General features: G+C 49.4%; 8 protein-coding genes and 2 rRNA genes. 9 read left to right on the top strand and 1 reads right to left on the bottom strand.

Translation table 11 applies throughout. The annotated features are described in order from the left end of the window. Positions 1–307: 307 nt before the first annotated feature. The 3 genes from BEN74_RS10705 (at position 308) to BEN74_RS10695 (ending at position 5,411) form a co-directional block, all read left to right on the top strand. A 23S ribosomal RNA gene (locus tag BEN74_RS10705) occupies positions 308–3,201 on the top strand. A 197-nt stretch (positions 3,202–3,398) separates the two neighbouring features. Next, positions 3,399–3,513: ribosomal RNA gene (rrf, locus tag BEN74_RS10700) — 5S ribosomal RNA — on the top strand. A gap of 536 nt (positions 3,514–4,049) precedes the next feature. Continuing rightward, positions 4,050–5,411, top strand: a complete 1,362-nt coding sequence (locus BEN74_RS10695) for an MFS transporter (protein WP_068908777.1) — start codon at positions 4,050–4,052, stop codon at positions 5,409–5,411. Between the two features lie 316 nt (positions 5,412–5,727). Here BEN74_RS10695 and BEN74_RS10690 read toward each other — a convergent pair whose 3' ends face one another. Beyond that, the gene (locus BEN74_RS10690) at positions 5,728–6,420 is read right to left on the bottom strand and encodes a TIGR04219 family outer membrane beta-barrel protein (RefSeq protein ID WP_068908779.1); all 693 of its coding nucleotides are present in this window, start codon (positions 6,418–6,420) and stop codon (positions 5,728–5,730) included. Positions 6,421–6,618: 198 nt separating this feature from the next. On the opposite strand from BEN74_RS10690, the gene BEN74_RS10685 reads away from it, so the two are divergent. From BEN74_RS10685 to BEN74_RS10660, 6 genes are all read left to right on the top strand, one after another. After that, entirely contained in the window at positions 6,619–7,185 is a 567-nt protein-coding gene (locus tag BEN74_RS10685) for a DUF1287 domain-containing protein (protein ID WP_068908782.1), read from the top strand. 345 nt (positions 7,186–7,530) lie between these two features. Continuing rightward, positions 7,531–9,018, top strand: coding sequence for a sodium-dependent transporter (locus BEN74_RS10680; protein WP_068908784.1), 1,488 nt, complete (start codon positions 7,531–7,533; stop codon positions 9,016–9,018). 1 nt (position 9,019) lies between these two features. Further along, entirely contained in the window at positions 9,020–9,163 is a 144-nt protein-coding gene (locus tag BEN74_RS10675; RefSeq protein WP_067668587.1) for a methionine/alanine import family NSS transporter small subunit, read from the top strand. Positions 9,164–9,840: 677 nt separating this feature from the next. Next, positions 9,841–10,335, top strand: a complete 495-nt coding sequence (locus BEN74_RS10670) for a hypothetical protein (RefSeq protein ID WP_228200343.1) — start codon at positions 9,841–9,843, stop codon at positions 10,333–10,335. A 42-nt stretch (positions 10,336–10,377) separates the two neighbouring features. Next, the gene (locus tag BEN74_RS10665) at positions 10,378–13,185 is read left to right on the top strand and encodes a DUF11 domain-containing protein (RefSeq protein ID WP_068908788.1); all 2,808 of its coding nucleotides are present in this window, start codon (positions 10,378–10,380) and stop codon (positions 13,183–13,185) included. A 97-nt stretch (positions 13,186–13,282) separates the two neighbouring features. Continuing rightward, positions 13,283–19,324, top strand: a complete 6,042-nt coding sequence (locus BEN74_RS10660) for an SdrD B-like domain-containing protein (protein ID WP_068908790.1) — start codon at positions 13,283–13,285, stop codon at positions 19,322–19,324.

Here is a 19,324-nt window from a genome sequence, read left to right as displayed (position 1 = left end):
TAATGCGCATCTTATTAAGTTCTGTGATTTATCACAGTTGACTGCAGTCCGACGAGGATGCAGTGAATCATTAACAGAATATATTTGAGTTGAAATAATTTGTTCATACTCGTTTTAGCCAGCTTAACAAGCAATTGTTAATGCTGAATGAAATGAGTTACTAGCGAAATTAACTGAATCAAGCGTTTTGGTATATGAATCTAATTGAAGCTGTACAGTGATTAAGTTCACGAAACTCTAACTGTGGCAATTAAGTTTGCGACGCGAAATACTACTTGTAAGTATTAGCGACTGTTTGGGGTTGTATAGTCAAGTAATTAAGTGCATGTGGTGGATGCCTTGGCAGTCAGAGGCGATGAAAGACGTAATAGCCTGCGATAAGCTCCGGGGAGGCGGCAAATATCCTGTGATCCGGAGATTTCTGAATGGGGAAACCCACTTGCCATAAGGCAGGTATCGCAACATGAATACATAGTGTTGCGAGGCGAACGAGGGGAAGTGAAACATCTCAGTACCCTTAGGAAAAGAAATCAATTGAGATTCCCTCAGTAGCGGCGAGCGAACGGGGAACAGCCCATTAAGTCATATAAGTTCTAGCGGAATGCTCTGGGAAGCGCAACCGCAGTAGGTGATAGTCCTGTACGCGAAAGGGCTTATATGATGATGTCGAGTAGGGCGGGGCACGTGAAACCTTGTCTGAATATGGGGGGACCATCCTCCAAGGCTAAATACTCCTGACTGACCGATAGTGAACCAGTACCGTGAGGGAAAGGCGAAAAGAACCCCTGTGAGGGGAGTGAAATAGATCCTGAAACCGCATGCATACAAGCAGTGGGAGCCGGCTTAGTCCGGTGACTGCGTACCTTTTGTATAATGGGTCAGCGACTTACATTCAGTAGCAAGGTTAACCGCATAGGGGAGCCGTAGGGAAACCGAGTCTTAATAGGGCGCTTAGTTGCTGGGTGTAGACCCGAAACCAGGTGATCTATCCATGAGCAGGTTGAAGGTTGGGTAACACTAACTGGAGGACCGAACCCACTGTCGTTGAAAAGCCAGGGGATGACTTGTGGATAGGGGTGAAAGGCTAATCAAACTTGGTGATAGCTGGTTCTCCCCGAAAGCTATTTAGGTAGCGCCTCGGACGAATACCATTGGGGGTAGAGCACTGTTTCGGCTAGGGGGTCATCCCGACTTACCAAACCGATGCAAACTCCGAATACCGATGAGTACTATCCGGGAGACAGACTGCGGGTGCTAACGTCCGTAGTCAAGAGGAAAACAATCCAGACCGCCAGCTAAGGCCCCAAAATTATAGTTAAGTGGGAAACGATGTGGGAAGGCATAGACAGCTAGGAGGTTGGCTTAGAAGCAGCCACCCTTTAAAGAAAGCGTAATAGCTCACTAGTCGAGTCGGCCTGCGCGGAAGATGTAACGGGGCTAAAACTATATGCCGAAGCTGCGGATTTGCAATTTATTGCAAGTGGTAGGGGAGCGTTCTGTAAGCCGATGAAGGTGGATTGAGAAGTCTGCTGGAGGTATCAGAAGTGCGAATGCTGACGTGAGTAACGACAAAACGGGTGAAAAACCCGTTCGCTGAAAGACCAAGGGTTCCAGTCCAACGTTAATCGGGGCTGGGTGAGTCGACCCCTAAGGCGAGGCCGAGAGGCGTAGTCGATGGGAAATTGGTTAATATTCCAATACTTCAGTATAATGCGATGAGAGGACGGAGAAGGTTAAGTCAGCCTGGCGTTGGTTGTCCAGGTGAAAGGTTGTAGGCATGTATCTTAGGCAAATCCGGGGTACTCTATGCTGAGAACTGACAGCAAGCTGCACTTGTGCAGTGAAGTGGCTGATACCATGCTTCCAGGAAAAGTCTCTAAGCTTCAGTTATACTGGAATCGTACCCTAAACCGACACAGGTGGTCAGGTCGAGTAGACCAAAGCGCTTGAGAGAACTCTGCTGAAGGAACTAGGCAAAATGGTACCGTAACTTCGGGAGAAGGTACGCTGCTGGCGGTGATGGAACTTGCTTCCTGAGCTGCCGGCAGCCACAGAAACCAGGCCCCTGCAACTGTTTATTAAAAACATAGCACTCTGCAAACACGAAAGTGGACGTATAGGGTGTGATGCCTGCCCGGTGCTGGAAGGTTAATTGATGGGGTTAGCGTAAGCGAAGCTCTTGATCGAAGCCCCAGTAAACGGCGGCCGTAACTATAACGGTCCTAAGGTAGCGAAATTCCTTGTCGGGTAAGTTCCGACCTGCACGAATGGCATAATGATGGGGGCGCTGTCTCCAGCAGAGGCTCAGTGAAATCGAATTCGCCGTGAAGATGCGGTGTACCCGCGGCTAGACGGAAAGACCCCGTGAACCTTTACTGCAGCTTGACATTGAACTTTGATCTTACTTGTGTAGGATAGGTGGGAGGCTTTGAAGCCGGGACGCTAGTCCCGGTGGAGCCAATCTTGAAATACCACCCTGGTAATATTGAGGTTCTAACTCTGTCCCGTTATCCGGGACGAGGACCATGTCTGGTGGGTAGTTTGACTGGGGCGGTCTCCTCCTAAAGAGTAACGGAGGAGTACGAAGGTGCGCTCAGCGTGGTCGGAAATCACGCGTAGAGTATAAAGGCAAAAGCGCGCTTAACTGCGAGACCCACAAGTCGAGCAGGTACGAAAGTAGGTCTTAGTGATCCGGTGGTTCTGTATGGAAGGGCCATCGCTCAACGGATAAAAGGTACTCTGGGGATAACAGGCTGATACCGCCCAAGAGTTCATATCGACGGCGGTGTTTGGCACCTCGATGTCGGCTCATCTCATCCTGGGGCTGAAGCAGGTCCCAAGGGTATGGCTGTTCGCCATTTAAAGAGGTACGCGAGCTGGGTTTAGAACGTCGTGAGACAGTTCGGTCCCTATCTACCGTGGGCGCTGGAAATTTGAGAGGATCTGCTCCTAGTACGAGAGGACCAGAGTGGACGAACCTCTGGTGTACCGGTTGTGACGCCAGTCGCATCGCCGGGTAGCTATGTTCGGAAGGGATAACCGCTGAAAGCATCTAAGCGGGAAGCCTACCTCAAGATAAGATTTCCCTAGGAATTTATTCCTCTAAAGAGCCGTTGAAGACTACGACGTTGATAGGCTGGATGTGGAAGTGCGGCGACGCATGAAGCTGACCAGTACTAATTGCTCGTGAGGCTTGACTATACAACGCCCAAGCAGTTGTATACGAAGCATCAATTGATTCGAAATCAAACGATCAAACTTGATTTAGTTGAAAAGCTAAGTAAAATTGAACAAATTGCATAAACTCAGATATACCTGTTAATAACTCATTTGGAAAAAACCTTGGCATGCACTGAAAAGTGAACAGATAAGACCAAGCGAGTATCCATAACAGTTGTGCTGGCGACAATAGCGAGAGTGAACCACCTGATCCCTTCCCGAACTCAGAAGTGAAACCTCTTTGCGCTGATGGTAGTGTGGGGTTACCCATGTGAGAGTAAGTCATCGCCAGCTCATTATTCAAAAGCCCCTTCACATTTATGTGAAGGGGCTTTTTTTATGCATATAAACAAATAAAAGGGCATCCCGGAAGTCCGCAAAGCCTACAGCTGCCGGAGCATTCTTTTCCTTTGATAAAACGGTCAGCTCTGTAATGTGCATCTAGGTACGGGTTTAGCGCGCCGCTGCGCTGGCAGGCCGCCTGCAGGCATGCGACTAAAAGCTTATATCCTGATGATTACCAATTAAATTAAAGTTTAAATCTGACAATTTTTATATCAAATCATCTATTGTCTGATTGCTGAAGCTGTATTTATAAGCTATTGATATTTATTAAAAATAAAAACTGTACCCTCGGTTCATCATTTAATGCTTAAGCAAATATTTCCAATTTTTATAGCTTTTTCTGACATTTTCTTACCAATCCTGCGCTGCATATCTAAAAGGTATCGTTTCATACCTTTGTAATTTTGGACAATTTAACAGCAAAAACGCATTGTATGTTGACTGCAAGTCTCAAAATAAGTCTCACAATTGGAGGTGGGTATAAAATGACAGTACAAACAATGAATGTGAATGCTGTAGTGGATCGGGCGAAATTTAAATCCTTTCATATGAAAATTGTGCTCTGGTGCCTGTTTATCGTGCTGTTTGACGGCTATGATTTGGCGATTAACGGCGTTGTGCTGCCGCTGCTGATGAAGGAATGGGGCATGAGCGCAGTGCAGGCAGGCATGCTGGCGAGTACCGCATTGGCCGGCATGATGTTTGGCGCAATGAGCTTTGGCATGCTGGCGGATAAAATTGGCCGCAAAAAAGTTATTTTAATTTGCGTTTCATTATTCAGCCTGTTTACTTTTTTAGGCGGTTTCGCATCCAATCCAACAGAGTTTGGAATATTGCGCTTTATTGCAGGCCTCGGCATTGGCGGCGTATTGCCGAACCTGGTGGCTTTAACTTCAGAATATGCGCCGCAGCGCCTGCGCAGCACCCTGGTAACGGCGATGTTCAGCGGCTACGCAATGGGCGGCATCATGGCGGCTTTGTGCGGTTCATGGCTTGCTGCTGATCATGGCTGGCAAATCATGTTCTATATTGCGATCATTCCTTTACTGTTTGTGCCATTATTCTGGAAATTCCTGCCGGAATCTTTAACTTATTTAGTCAAGGCGAAAAAGCAGGATCAGGCGCGCTATTTCCTGCAGAAAGTTGAGCCGGCCGCGCAAGTTACAGCAGATACGCAGCTGGTGCTGTCCTCGAATGATCAAACCACCAGCGCTTCAGTCAAGGCCTTGTTCAGTGAAAACCGAGCAGCCGGCACACTGCTGTTTTGGCTGGCATTTTTCATGTGCCTATTAATGCTGTATGCCTTAGGCAGCTGGCTGCCGAAGCTGATGATGGCCGCCGGCTATTCTTTAGGCAGCAGCTTGATGTTCCTGCTGGCCTTGAATATCGGGGCAGTCATTGGCACTGTAAGCGGCGGTGTTCTGGCTGACCGCTTTGATTTTAAACCGGTTTTAATCAGCATGCTGACGGTGGGCATACTTTCTCTGGTAGGCTTAGGCTTCAATTCCCCGCAGCCTGTTATTTATCTGCTGGTCAGCCTGGCGGGCGCGTCATCGATTGGCTGCAGCATTTTACTCTACAGCTATGTGGCGCAGTATTATCCGGTTGCAGTCCGTTCTACAGGCATTGGCTGGGCATCGGCAATCGGCCGCACTGGGGCAATTGTCGGCCCAATCGTGATTGGCCTGCTCCTGGGCATGGAACTGCCGCATAAGTGGAATTTTATCGCGGTCGCCATTCCTGGAATTATCGGCGCGATTGCTATTTTCTTTATCCGCGTGGAGAAGAAAGCAGCTGAACCGGCTGCAGAAAAAGCATTAAAGGCCGGCGTCCTTACAGCGGATTAAATCCGCTCAGCGCCAAGAAAGCCCATTTTCCGGGCTTTCTTTTTTTTTAAAGGGCTGCGGCCTGCCGGCTGGATCTAAGGCGGGACAATCGGCGATAAAAAAGCCCCGGCATCCTGCCGGGGCTTTTCCGTATCAGTTAAGGGCAGTACTCCTGTTCTGCCTCAGCATCCTGCTTTGCTTAATTTGATTGTTTTTATTCTTTTATTCTGAGACTTCCTGTCCCGGTATGGCTTAAATATAAGACGCTTTGGATGGCCCTGTACAGCGCCGATTGACTGCAGGCCCTGTACGCAATTTCGCACAGGGCTGCGCAGAATTAAAAGTGCGCTTCAAGCCCGATATAGGGGCCTTTGAATTTCAGCTTGGTTTCCCGGCTGCTGTCCTGTTCCAGCTGAATATCCAGAATGCGGTAGCCCAGTTTGGCGCCGGCATCGACTAAAGCGGAATCGATGAAATTGTATTTCAGTTCGGCTTGCGCATCGGTGACGCGCTCATCATCCAGTCCGGCAACGCTGACTTCGGCATTGGCGCTCAGGCCGGTAAAGGGCAGCTTGACGCCGGCCTGCGCGTAAAGCATGGGAATGCTGGCGCTGACGTCTTGCGCAGCTGCATAGTTATGGCGGATGTCGCCTTCCAGCCGCTTCAGGCCCAAGCCGGCATCGGCATTGATGATATTGTCCAAAAGCTCGTAATACAGAATGAAGTCGGAATAATTGAGGTCAAGCTGATTGCGCGGCGTTCCTGAAGCGCTTTCATCGCTGTCGGCCTGCAGGCGGGCATGCTTGATTTTGATATTCGGCAGCAAAGGCACAGGATGTTCAAGCGCAGCTGAAAATGACAGGCCATGGTCATCTCCCAGCTGAGACTGGGGCTGGGCTTCATGCGGATGGCTCAAGTCCGCGCTGTAGCTCCAGAAATCAACACTGCCTTTCAGCCCAATCACATCGGCATGGGCAGTATGGACTGCAGCCAGGCCGGCCAATGCATACAGTAAATTTAAAGCTTTCATAGGGCTGTCCGTCGTATGATTTATGATCTGAAAAAAATAAGCTTCCGCTTACAGAGTAGGAACTGATGTCCAGTTCAGCGCATCATATAGTGAAAGCCGGAAAATTGCATTGACGCTTAAGTAAAAAATCCGGCAGGGCATGGGCGGAAGATTTTAGCGCTTTGAATAAGCAATATTTTAAAGGATGCAGATTGAAAAATGACCATAAAAGCCAAACTGTTCGCGCTGCTGCTTTTGCCGGCGGCGCAGGCCTGCTGGGCGCTGGATGCCCTGCAGCTGGTGGCGGATGCGCGGAGCCAGATCGGGAAAACCCTGTATTATGACCCGGCGTACAGCGCGCTGCGCTACCCGATGGGCGATGTGCCGCTGGTGAAGGGCGTCTGCACCGATGTGGTGATCCGCGCGCTGCGCCGGCAGGGCATGGACCTGCAGCAAGGCATTCATGAGGACATGCGCGCCAACTTTAAGCGCTACCCGCAAAAGTGGGGCCTGAAAGCGCCGGACAGCAATATCGATCACCGGCGCGTGCCGAATATTCAGGCTTATCTGCAGCGCCAGGGCTATGCTGTGCAGGATCAGCGCTATGCGCCCGGAGATATTGTCACTTGGGATCTGGGGCGCGGCCTGGCGCATATCGGCATTGTTTCAGACCGCAAGGCCTTCAGCCGGACTCCGCTGATTATTCACAATATCGGGCAGGGCGCGCGCGAAGAAAATATCCTGCATCAGTATGCAATTACCGGGCATTACCGGGTGCAGCGCTGATGCCGGCGGCAAAGGGGGGTGAAATGCCGCCGGTTTTCTGCCTGGGCGCGCTGTTTATTTGAACATTCGAATGCAAAACAAATTGCGAAACAGCATCTTTCATCCAGAACTTACAGAAAAAGTGCGAAAAAGCCAGTATTGTTGAACCATACAAAGGGCGGCGCGCGCTAAAAGCCTTTAAGCAAGATTTTATGCGCTTTGCCTGTTTGCAAATTAGAACACTGCACCCAAAAGGTGAACTCTAGCTTCAAACACAAAAATTATTTTTTGAATGGCGCTTTTTCTGCCTGCGATATAAGCCATACAATAAGCAGCATAAAAAGACGCCTAAGGTTTAGGTGTTTTATGTCAGGAAATCGTGAAAACTGGACATCGCGGTCCGGCTTTATTATTGCAGCTGTAGGTTCGGCTGTAGGCTTAGGCAATATTTGGCGTTTCCCCTATGTCGCCTATGAAAACGGCGGCGGCGCATTTTTAATTCCCTATTTATTGGCGCTGATTACTGCCGGCTTGCCGCTGTTATTTTTAGATTATGCAACAGGGCACCGCAGTACGGGCTCTCCGCCCAAAGCCTACCGCGCTTTATTCAAAGGCGGGGAAACGCTGGGCTGGTGGCAAGTCTGCGTGTGCATCATCATTGGCCTGTACTATGCCAGCGTACTGACCTGGGCGGGAAGCTATGTTTACTTCTCGATTGGCCAGGCATGGGGCAGCGACCCTGAAAGCTTCTTCTTTAATACCTATCTGCAGACCTCGAAAGCATCAGGCTTTGACTTGCAGTTTGTCAGCCATTTATTCTGGCCAATCGTGGGAATTTGGGCGCTGACCTTAATCATCCTGTTTGGCGGGGTGAAAAAAGGCGTTGAATTATCGAATAAGATTTTCATGCCTTTATTATTCGTTTTATTCACGGTTTTGGTGGTGCAGTCACTGCGTTTACCGGGCGCGGCGGAAGGCTTGAATGCATTCTTTACCCCGAACTGGTCTGCGATGATGGACTATAAAGTCTGGCTGGCGGCGTATGGCCATACTTTCTTCTCGCTGTCGGTCGGCTTCGGGATCATGGTGACTTATGCATCGTATTTAAAGCCGAAAACCAACTTGACAGGCTCAGGCCTGATCGTTGGCTTTGCCAATGCATCCACTGAGATTTTGGCGGGTATTGGCATTTTTGCAGCATTGGGCTTTATGGCGCATGCCGCAGGCAAAGAAGTTCAAGACGTGGTGAGCGGCGGTATTGGCCTGGCCTTTATTGCCTTCCCGAAAATCATTTCCAGCTTAGGCGCGGGCGCTGATTTATTCGGCCTGCTGTTCTTCTCTTCGCTGTTTGTCGCGGGCATTTCTTCCATGGTGAGCATCCTGGAAGTGCCGATTGCAGCCATGCAGGACAAGCTGAAATGGAGCCGTAAAAAAGCGGTAACCATTATCGGCGGCGGCAGCGCGCTGGTTTCAGTGATCTTATTCTCCAGCGTGAATGCGATCAAGCTGGTGGATATTGTGGATCACTTTATCAATAACATCGGCATTATCGGTGGCGCGCTGGTTTCAATCATCAGCATTGCGTGGTTTAAGCGTTCCGCATTGATTGAGCTGCGTGATCACGTCAACCGTATTTCCACCATTCAGCTGGGCAAAGGCTGGGCATTCACTTTAACCGTGATCACTTCTTTGATCCTGTTAACCACGCTGAGCATGACCCTATTTAACTTAGTGAAAAACGGTTACGATACTTATAGCATGAGCCTGCAGGGCGTATTTGGCTGGGGCAGCGTGATTTTCTGTGCGGTCATTGCTGTGATTCTGTCAAAAATGAAAGACCGCGAGGAGCGTTAAGATGAATACTTCCGCAATTGTGATGATGATTATTTCCATGCTGTTTTTGTGGGGCGGGCTGGCGCTGTCTATCCTGCACTTGATGAAAAATCCTGAAGAGCTGGATGATGTGCTGGAAGACGTGAAGGATCAGCATACGCTGTGATGCTGCCCCATATAGAAAAGCAGGCGCCTAAGCCTGCTTTTTTTATGCGTTTGTTTTACAGGGAAGGGAAAGGCTACTGCTACTTATCTGCATTGAAGCGGAGGGGGGGGAATCTGGGAAAAATGGAGCTGGAGTAATTCAGGATGGTATTTTTAGGAAATCCATTGTGCTCTGCATATGCTTTGAGTTTTAAATTCCGCTTCTGATGCTTTTCCCTGCTGTTGTAAAAATAAATTTTAGAGGAGAAAGCTGTTTTGAATCAACCTTATTGTTAAGTTTTTCTTATTAATTAAAACCATGTCCAATGCTGTATGGTTTATATTTCAGGCGGATTCATTTGGCTAAAGCAGCCGTTACAGTAAATATTCTTCATTTTGTCGATATTTTTCTATATTTGTCATGTTTATGCATTTTTATGCGTAAAAAAAATCAAAATTTAGACTTGATGTGATGAATTATGCATTTTTATAAATATAAAATTGAATTTCATGCCTTTTATGTGATGCATGCCGCTTTAATTTTATGGTATGCAGAGGGCTTTAAATAGTTTCAAATTTCTTTCTACCCACTCCCAAATGCAGCAAAACAATCAAAAAAAACAAAAAACGTGATGAATTCTGCATTTTTATGTTTGTTTTTTTTCTTAACTGTAGTAAAAATGTACATAATTTAAAAAATTGAAGCAATTTCTTATGGTTACACAAGTACAGAAAGGCATTTGTTTAGTTTTGCTTTCAAGTTCGGCGCTGGGTGTGGCGAATTTGGCATATGCCAATGACGCGCCATTAAAAGCTGAAATGAAAGTATTTCAGGTGGATGCCGGCAAGAAAAATAAAAAGGAACTTAAGGCTACTGATCAGGTCAAGCCGAAGGATGTATTGGAATACCGCGTTGATTATTCGAATGTATCTTCGAATAGCCTGAAAAATCTGAAATTGAATTTGCCGCTTCCAGAGTCTGTCACTTATACCGGCCAAAGTGCACCAAAAGATACTTATGCCTCTTTAGATGGGAAAAGCTTTGCTAAAGCGCCGCTGACTCGTATCGAAAATGGCAAAAAAGTAAATGTTCCGCTGCGTGAGTATCGTGCATTGCAATGGAATGTGAATGAGCTGAAGCCAAAACAAAAAATTTCGGTTTCCGCTCAAGTTCGTGTCAATGCTTCCGAATAATTTTTTCTCGTCGTTTAAAACGTTTTATTGTTGAGTTTTCTTATGAAACAACATTTTCAATTAAGTAAAGTCGCGGCTGCTTTAGCAGTTGCGGGTGGGGTATCTCTGTTTGGCAGTTCTGCGATGGCCGCAGCTTCTACGCCTTTAGCAGGTCAAAATATCAGTAACGTTGCAACCGCAACGTATACAGACAATACGCAGACTGAGCGTGTTGTAACGTCTAACGTGGTTAAAACCCTTGTAGCGCAAGTAGGCAGCTTTACTCTTGTGCAGTCTAACGAACGTCAGACAGCGGCCAACAGTAGTGTAAGCTTCCCGCATATCTTGACCAACACTGGTAATGGCACAGACTCATTCACGCTCAGCATTGCAAATGATGCCGGCACTTTCGACTGGGCCAGCTATGATGTCTATATTGACCGCAATCAGGATGGCGTAGCGGATAATGGCGCTGCTGCTTTAACTCCAACAACAGCGATTGAATTAGCTGCTGGCGAATCTATCGGCCTGGTTGTGGTTGCTAAAACGCCGCTAGCGGCAGCGGCAGGCCAGAATGACAGCCTAACTCTAACTGCAACAGCAAAAACAACGGCTTTATATGATGCCGGCAAAAATACAGCGTCCAATACTGATAAAGCGACTATTATTACCGGCGCAGTCATTGAAATTAAAAAAGAAGCCAGCGTCAGCACAATTGGTGCGAATGGCTACATTACCTATACTTTGACTTTCCAGAATAAAGGCACAGCAGCCGCTGCATCAGACGTCATTATCTATGACGTGTTGCCAAGCAATGTAACATTTGCTGATACGGCTGATGCCAAATTAACTGCGCATTATAATGGCAGCACTTCAGCATTAACTCGTGATGGTACAGATAGTGATAAATTTGCTTATGTAGCTAGTGGCCGTAGCGATGCGAAAGAGGCCTTTACCTTTAATGCAGGCAAGCTTGCTGCCGGTTCAACCGGTAAGTTAACTTTTACTGTTAAAGTAAAAACGGCTGCTGCCAATGGCGAGAAAATCACCAACACCGCATACGCAGATACTGATGGCTTTACGCCAGGTACAAATACGCCATTAACGCCGGATAATGTCCCATCTGTTCCGCCGGCAACTCCAGACACGAGTCTTGTTCCATCCAACCCGAACAATGTCACTGTTGTAGGCACAACAGCACACTCGATTAACGATGATGCATCTGCCTCTTGGATTGACAACAATGTTCCAGCCGGCAGTGCTGCAGGCATTGACGACCAAGTTCATACAACAGCTTCGCAAGGCCAGGCTATTGTCTTCGGCAATAACGCTACAGGTGGCGATGTTATTTATGTTCACAACTCCGGCACAACTACAGATAGCTATAATCTGAATGTTGCTACAGCCGCTGGCTCATCTTTGCCGGCCGGCAGCATTGTTGAAATTCTGAAAGCGGATGGAAAAACTCCGGTGACAGACAACAATACAGGCCCAATTCAGGCTGGCGGCAGCCTGAAATTTGTGGTGCGCGTTACTTTGCCAACTAACGGCACAGTAGCGGACGGCACTACGCTGACCATGACTAGCACTTCAGCCAACAACAGCAGCAATAAAGATACCATTTCTCTAGTTGTTGATGCCTTTACGAAAAGCGCTGTAGACTTGGTGCATAATAAAGGTACAGCAGGCACACCAGACTATGTCGGCGACGGCGCGAACAGCAGCACAGGCGTTCCTGACACGGCTTTAGTCCCGGGCACATCTAAGCCGCTGGACGTTACCATCCAGAATACAGGTGGCACGCCGGACAACTACAATATTGCTGTTGAAGGCGTTCCAACGGGCTGGACAGCAGAGGTCTTTGGAAAAGACGCTGCCGGCAACTGTACAAATACGAAAGTAACCAACTCAGGCACGATTGCGAATGGCAGTACGGGCAGCTACTGTCTAGTCGTTACTGCGCCAGACGGCACGCCAGCAACAAGTGTTCCTGAAACCATTACAGTCAAGATCAGTTCGCCATCTACCGGCAGCAACGACAGCATTGGATTTAAGCTGACGGTTGCAGAACAGCGCGCCATCAGCTTTACGCCGGACCGTCAAGGCCAGCTGGCGCCAGGCGGCAGCATTATTTACAGCCATACTCTAACCAACATTGGTAACGTAGCTGAAGCAGCTGGCGGAAAAACACTGAACTTTGCTTTACCAACGCCGACAGCTGGTGAAACAGTTACTGTTTATGTAGATGTGAATGGTGATGGCCTGCTGGATGATGTTAAAGAGCGTGTAACAGGCACTGGCGCGGGCACCTTAAACAGCATTCTGCAAAATGCAAAATTTGATAAAGCTGGACTGGCAGGCTTACAGCAAGGTGAGTCTGTTACTGTTTATGTAAAAGTTGAAGCGGCTGCAACAGCAACTGCTGGCCAGTCTTATACGTCTACAGTGCAAATTCAGCCTGAATCAGGCGCTGCATTAGGTTCAAACAGCATTCTGTCGATTACAGACCGCACAGTAATCAACTTGGGTTCAGTCCGCTTGGAGAAATTCCAGTTTGCTGCAGACTGTACGGCTGCGCCGGCTGACGCTGATTACACTGTAAATCTGCAGAATGCTAAACCGGGCCAGTGTGTATTCTATAAAGTGACAGCAACCAACCAAGGTAATGCTGACGCAACAGCTGTTGTAATCAATGATGCCGTGCCTGCATATACAACATACAAAACCGGCTCTATTGCGCGGAATCCATTAACCCAGGGCGATGCGCCGACGGAATCTGGCGGCAATGTAAATTACAAGGTCGGCACTTTAACTCCAGGCACTTCTGCGACATTGAAGTTCGCCGTTACGGTTGATAAAGCCGCTCCATAATTCATCCTTTTAAGCCTGCACTCCTCTTTTAAGAAAGGGGAGCGCAGCTGTTTTTTTACTTGTTTGTATTTTATTTTTTTTGTTTTGGGGCTTGTCAATGAAAAAGGCAATGGATAGAAAAGTCGAGGCGCTGTCGCTGTCTGCACTTGCGTCTGCTTTATTTTTTGCTCAATACGGACATGCTGCTGCGACTATGCCAAATGCTGGCACAATTATTCCAAATATCGCCTATGCAAAGTATGAAGTGCTGGGCGGCGACGGGCTGCTGCATTCAAAAGATGTCCAGTCCAATAAAGTAGAAGTCAGAGTTTCAGAATTATACGCACTTAAGCTTTCTCCAAGCGCGCATCAGGTCGTTGAAGCGGGCACCGCAGTTTACTGGTTCAATGAACTGGTGAACTTAAGCAATGCGCCGGCAACATTCAAATTAAGCGCGGACAATGCCAGCCATTTATCCAATATCCGCATTTATGTGGATGATGGCGATGATCAATTTTATACTGGCTTGGATACACTGCTCAGCCAGGGCTTGGCGCTTCAGCCGGGCGAAAAAGCTTATCTGTGGGTTGTTGCGGATACCTCTAAAGACACACCGCATAATACCCAGATTAAAATGCCGGTGACCGCAGTCATTCAGGAAGGCCCGCAGCCAAGCAGCACGGCGGATGACCCTGCCACTATTGTTGTTCCGCAGCTGAGCATTCATAAGGCTGTAGATAAAACCAATATTCAGTATGCGGGCGGACAGGAAGCCATTACCTACAGCCTGATGGTTAAGAACAGCGGCAATTTGCCGATTGCACCGCTATCCGTCCATGTAGACGGCGTGCAGGGCGAATGGATCATTGTTGAAGATCCATTGCCGGGAAATACGCTGTATGATGAAGTTTCAGTCAGCACGGCCGAAGCCAAAGTGCTGTATAAAACCGGCGAAGGGCGCTATGTATCGGCCCAGCCTGCCAATAAGAATAAGATCAGCCATGCGGTTGTCGGCTACCGAAGCTTTGCTGCCGGGCAGGAAAGCAAAATTATCCTGAAGGTTAAAACAGCCGCCAACTTAAGCTACAGCGTGCTGAAAAATCAAGCTTATCTGTTTTCATGGAACAGCGCGGCCAATCAGCAAAGAAAAACCCCTTCAGATTTAGTGCAAACCATAATTGAAGCTGCTGACGCAACGCTTGATGGCACAACGCCCGATTACAAGAATGTGATTCAAACGGGCAAGGTCAAAGAGCCGGTTTATCTGAAAGCCAATGCAGCAATCTGCAATGCTTCGCATAATCAGGATCAGGTTAAGGTTCTGGTTAAATCGGCGCTGACCGGCGATTTCCTGTATACGAACGGCAAAGAAACCGAAGCCAACAGCGGAGTTTTCCACTTTGAAGTTAATACGGCAGCATGGGACGGCACAGCGCCAAATACCCAGGATGACATTCTGCAAACCGTGCGCCGCGACAAAGTCACGGCAACGATTATTGACTGCCTGGATCAAAACGGCAACAGCACCAATACGCCAAAACCGGACATTTCAACTGATATTCTGATTGACCCTTACGGCATTGTTTTTAATGCAAAAACAGGACAGCCGGTGGCAAATGCCCGGGTGACTTTGGCGGATAAAAATGGCCGGCCTGTGGCAGCTAATGTGGCTTTTGGCCAGGATGCTGACGGAAACATGACTGGCAGCATTCCGGCTGAACAGCAGACCAATGCTCAAGGGGAATTCATTTATCCATTTGTGCTGCCCGGTGAATATACGCTGCTGGTTGATACTTCAGCCCCGATTAACGGTAAAAGCTACCAGTTCAGCAGTGATCAGAATGCCTACCCGGTCAGCTCGTTTAAGGCTTTCGGCATTACTGCAGTAGATCCGGATTATTCGTACGGGCGCAGCTTTAAGCTGGATTTAACCAGCCCAGCGCTGAATATTGATATTCCAATTGATCCGCTCAGTTCGGGCCAAAGCCTGATGGTGAAGAAAACCGCGCGCGACAGCAGTGTGGAACTGGGCGACTTTACCAGTTACAGTATTACCGTCAGCAATCAGGGTGATGACATTGCCAAAGATGTTAAGGTTCAGGATACCTTGCCGCGCGGCTTCAGCTATGTGCCGAACACCCTGCGGGTTGATGGCAAGCCGGCAGCTGAACCTGAAGGCGGAAAAGGGCCGTATTTAACCCTAGGCTTGGGTGATCTGGCGGTCAACGCCAGCGCAAAAATTGAATACCGGGTGCTGGTCGGCCCGAATGCGCTGAATGGCGACGGAATTAACCGCGCGCGCGCGGTGAGCCACGGCCTGAATTCGAATGAAGCGCAGGCTAAAGTGAAGGTTCGTCCGGGCGTATTCAGCTCAGACGCTTTTGTCATTGGCAAAGTGTATACGGATTGCAACCGCAACGGCATGCAGGACAAAGGCGAATTAGGCGTTCCAGGTGTGCGCCTGTATATGGAAGACGGCAGTTATGTCGTCACCGATCGTGAAGGCAAATATGACTTTTACGGCGTTTCGCCGAAAACCCATGTGCTGAAACTGGACCGTACCACTTTGCCAGCCGGCGCGGAGCTGGTCATTCAGTCAAACCGCAATGCCGGAGATCCGTCAAGCCGCTTTGTTGATGTAAAGCGCGGTGAGCTGCACCGCGCCGATTTCGCCATGGCGGATCAGGCGGGAGCCTGTTCAGCGCCGCTGACTGAGGCGGTGAAGCAGCGCCAGGAAAAAATCAATCAAAGCAATTTAAATTTAGAAAAAGCCATTAGCAAGCAGCTGTCGATTGATGCGCCATCGTATATTGAACAGAGCAGCCGTTCGGATAATACAAATGGCTGCTTAGCGAATGATAATGATCAGAGCTGCATTTTAAATAAAAGCGTTGCCGATGCGCCTAAAGGCCGGCAGCTGGCGATTGACCCGGTCAAGCCGCCGGCATTGGTTAATTTAGAAGAGTACTTGAAGCGCAGCGACAGCAATGTTTTAAGCATTTTAAACCTGAAAGACGGCCAGATTTTACCTTTTGCGCAAACTGCCATTCAGCTTCAGGGCACAGCGGGAGCTGATCAGCGCGTGCTGGTCAATGGCCAAGCTGTATCTGAAAAACGCCTAGGCAAACTGTCGGTCTTAGCAGAACAGCAGAAGCAGGGCAAGGAATTCATCGGCGTTGAATTGAACACCGGGAAAAATGAAATCCGGGTCGAGCAGCTGGACTTTATGGGCAATGTGCGTGAAAGTCAGCAGATCCAGGTAGTAGTTCCGGGCGAAATCCAGCGCCTGCAGCTGGAGCATGCTGCAGCCGCCGCAGCGGCCGCCAACGGCAAAGATGTTCTGCAGCTGGTGCTCCGCCTGCAGGATAAAGACGGGGTGAAAATCGCAGCCCGTACGGCAATCACGCTGGAAAGCGACATCGGACTGATTGACCTGCAGGATCTGAATCCGAATGAGCCGGGCATCCAGACCTTTATTGAAGGCGGAGAAATGGTGATTCCGGTGCTTGCGCCAAACGCGCCGGGCCGCGGCAAGCTGCGCGCCAGCAGCGGCCTGCTGAAGCAGGAAATCGACATCCAGTTTCTGGCGGATTTGCGTCCATTGATTGCTGTGGGCTTAATTGAAGGATCGGTCAACTTTAATAATTTTGACCGCAATAAGCTGCACAGCGTTAACCGCGATGACGGCTTTGAAGACCAGCTGACTGAAATTGCGGATTGGGGCGGCGATACCAGCCTGAACGGGCGCGCCGCCATGTTTTTAAAAGGCAAGGTCAAGGGCGATTACCTGCTGACTTTGGCCTATGATTCGGATAAAAGCTCGAAGCAGCGATTATTTCGCGACATTCAGCCGGACGAATATTATCCGGTGTATGGCGATGCGGCAGCCAAAGGCTTTGAAGCCCAATCGACCAGCAAACTGTATGTGCGCGTGGATAAAGGGCGCTCTTACGCCATGTACGGCGACTATGTGACCCGCACAGAGAAAGACGAAGGCTTATCGCTCGGCCAGTACAACCGCTCTCTGACCGGCTTCAAGCTGGGGCATGACGGCGATAAGCTGCAGGCCGCCGCTTTTGGCGCCGAAACCAAATCGCGCCAGGTGGTGACGGAAAACCGCGCGATGGGCATCACCGGGCCTTACAGCCTGGGCGCGATCAGCAATGACCAGATGCTGGAAAACAGTGAAAAAGTCGAGATTTTAACCCGCGACCGCAATAACCCGGGCTTGATTATTTCACGCAAAACACTGACGCGCTTTGCGGACTATGAAGTCGACACGTACAGCAGCAGCATCTATTTGAAAGAGGCTGTTTCCAGTGTTGATGCTGATCTGAACCCGAACTATGTCCGCATTACCGTGGAAGCGGAAGATATCGGCGAAGAATATCAGGTGGGCGGGGTCAGCTTCAGCTATGCAGTCAAGAGCCATTTAAAGCTGGGCGGCTCTTTTGTGAAAAGCGCCGATCCGCTCAAAGAAGAGCAGATTGCCAGCGTCAATACCGTGGTTAAAGTCGGGCAGCACGGCAAGTTTATTGCTGAAATTGCGCAGTCAAAAAATAGCGCTTCAGATGTAGACCAGATTGCGCAAATCAGCAGCGCTGCACCGGCTGCAGCCAAAGATGAAGGCACGGCGGCGCGGGTTGAATTTGAATATGCGCCAAGCGCCGGCAGCCTGCGCATCTACCATCAGCAGGCGCAGGAAGGCTTCCAGAATGATGCGGCGACCATCAGCGCTGGACGCATGGAAAGCGGCCTGAAGGCTTCTCTGCCGATTCCGAAGGTCGGTTTGGCGCGCGCTGAAGCGATCCGGACTGAAGACCGCAATAACAGCGGCGTGCGTACAGGCTTATCTGCCAGCATTGAACGCAGCTTCTTTAAGGTACTTGCTGTTGAACTGGGCCTGCGCTATTACGATGAAAGCAGCGAGGCTGCGACACAGGCCACTGAAAACATGGGAGCCTATAACGGCACCACCGCCAGAGTGAAGTTTACAGGCAAGCTCCCGTGGAAAGGCGCGAGCGTTTTTGCAGAATATGAACAGGATGTGTCTGATTCAGAGAAGCAGGTGGTGGCGCTGGGCGGCACCATGCAGGTCTTGCCGAATACTGAGCTGTATGCGCGCCATGAGGTGATTTCATCAATTGACGGCTTATATTCGCTGAATACTACGGAAGAAACCAACAGCACCATATTCGGCATCAGCAGCAATTACATGAAAGACGGTTCCGCATTCAGCGAATACCGGGTGGCGGATGGAATGAGCAGCCGGGAAGCGGAAGCTGCCCTGGGCTTGCGCAACCGCTGGCAGCTTATGCCGAAAGTGTACTTGAGCACCAGCTTCGAGCGCATCCAGACCGTTTCTAAAAATCCGGAAAATGACGGCAAGGATTCTACAGCCGCCACTTTGGGCTTGGAATATTTAGCCCATGATGACTGGAAAGCCATGACCCGCCTGGAAGGCCGGCGTTCAGACAATTCAGATACCTTGATCAATACAGTGGGCTATGCGCGCAAGCTGAATGAAGATTTAACCGTGCTGGCTAAAAACACGCTGAATTTTATTGACAGCAAAGATGCTGAACAGGGCGACCATTTGAGAAACCGCTTCCAGCTGGGTATGGCATGGCGCGACTTTGAGCAGAATAAACTGGATGTGCTGGCTAAAATAGAGCACTACTATGAAGATAACGCAACTGATTTGGAAGCTGAGTTCAAGCGCAGCGCCTATGTCAGCTCCACGCATGTCAACTGGCATCCGCTGCGCCAGTTTACCCTGTCAGGGCGCTATGCGGCCAAGTGGTCGGTTCTGGATGAATATGATGTGCGCAGCAGCGCATTGACGCAACTGGTCAGCGGCCGCGCGCTTTATGACATCAATGAGCGCTGGGATGCCAGCCTGCAAACCGGGGCGCTTTGGGCAAACCGCGGCGCGGGAACGCGCTACCTGCTTGGGGCGGAAGTCGGCTATTTGGCGGCAGCCAACCTCTGGCTTTCTGCTGGCTACAACTTCCTTGGCTATCAGGATGACGAACTGGCGAATACCAGCTCTACCGGCCAGGGCGCTTATATCCGATTCAGATTCAAATTTGATGAAGATTTATTTGGACGCCGTTCGGCAGGTGCTAACTTTTCTTTAGAGCCGGGGCAGGGGCAGTAA

It is taken from the genome of Acinetobacter sp. WCHAc010034 (assembly GCF_001696615.3).
Taxonomy (GTDB): domain Bacteria; phylum Pseudomonadota; class Gammaproteobacteria; order Pseudomonadales; family Moraxellaceae; genus Acinetobacter.
The sequence above is the reverse complement of the archived record's forward strand: the minus strand, read 5'-3'. Positions and strand labels throughout refer to the sequence as shown.

Bases quoted from the DNA above. Each gene is read 5' to 3' on its own strand.
- BEN74_RS10695 (WP_068908777.1), top strand. From the start codon at position 4,050: ATGACAGTACAAACAATGAATGTGAATGCTGTAGTGGATCGGGCGAAA.
- BEN74_RS10690 (WP_068908779.1), bottom strand. From the start codon at position 6,420: ATGAAAGCTTTAAATTTACTGTATGCATTGGCCGGCCTGGCTGCAGTC.
- BEN74_RS10685 (WP_068908782.1), top strand. From the start codon at position 6,619: ATGACCATAAAAGCCAAACTGTTCGCGCTGCTGCTTTTGCCGGCGGCG.
- BEN74_RS10680 (WP_068908784.1), top strand. From the start codon at position 7,531: ATGTCAGGAAATCGTGAAAACTGGACATCGCGGTCCGGCTTTATTATT.
- BEN74_RS10675 (WP_067668587.1), top strand. From the start codon at position 9,020: ATGAATACTTCCGCAATTGTGATGATGATTATTTCCATGCTGTTTTTG.
- BEN74_RS10665 (WP_068908788.1), top strand. From the start codon at position 10,378: ATGAAACAACATTTTCAATTAAGTAAAGTCGCGGCTGCTTTAGCAGTT.
- BEN74_RS10660 (WP_068908790.1), top strand. From the start codon at position 13,283: ATGAAAAAGGCAATGGATAGAAAAGTCGAGGCGCTGTCGCTGTCTGCA.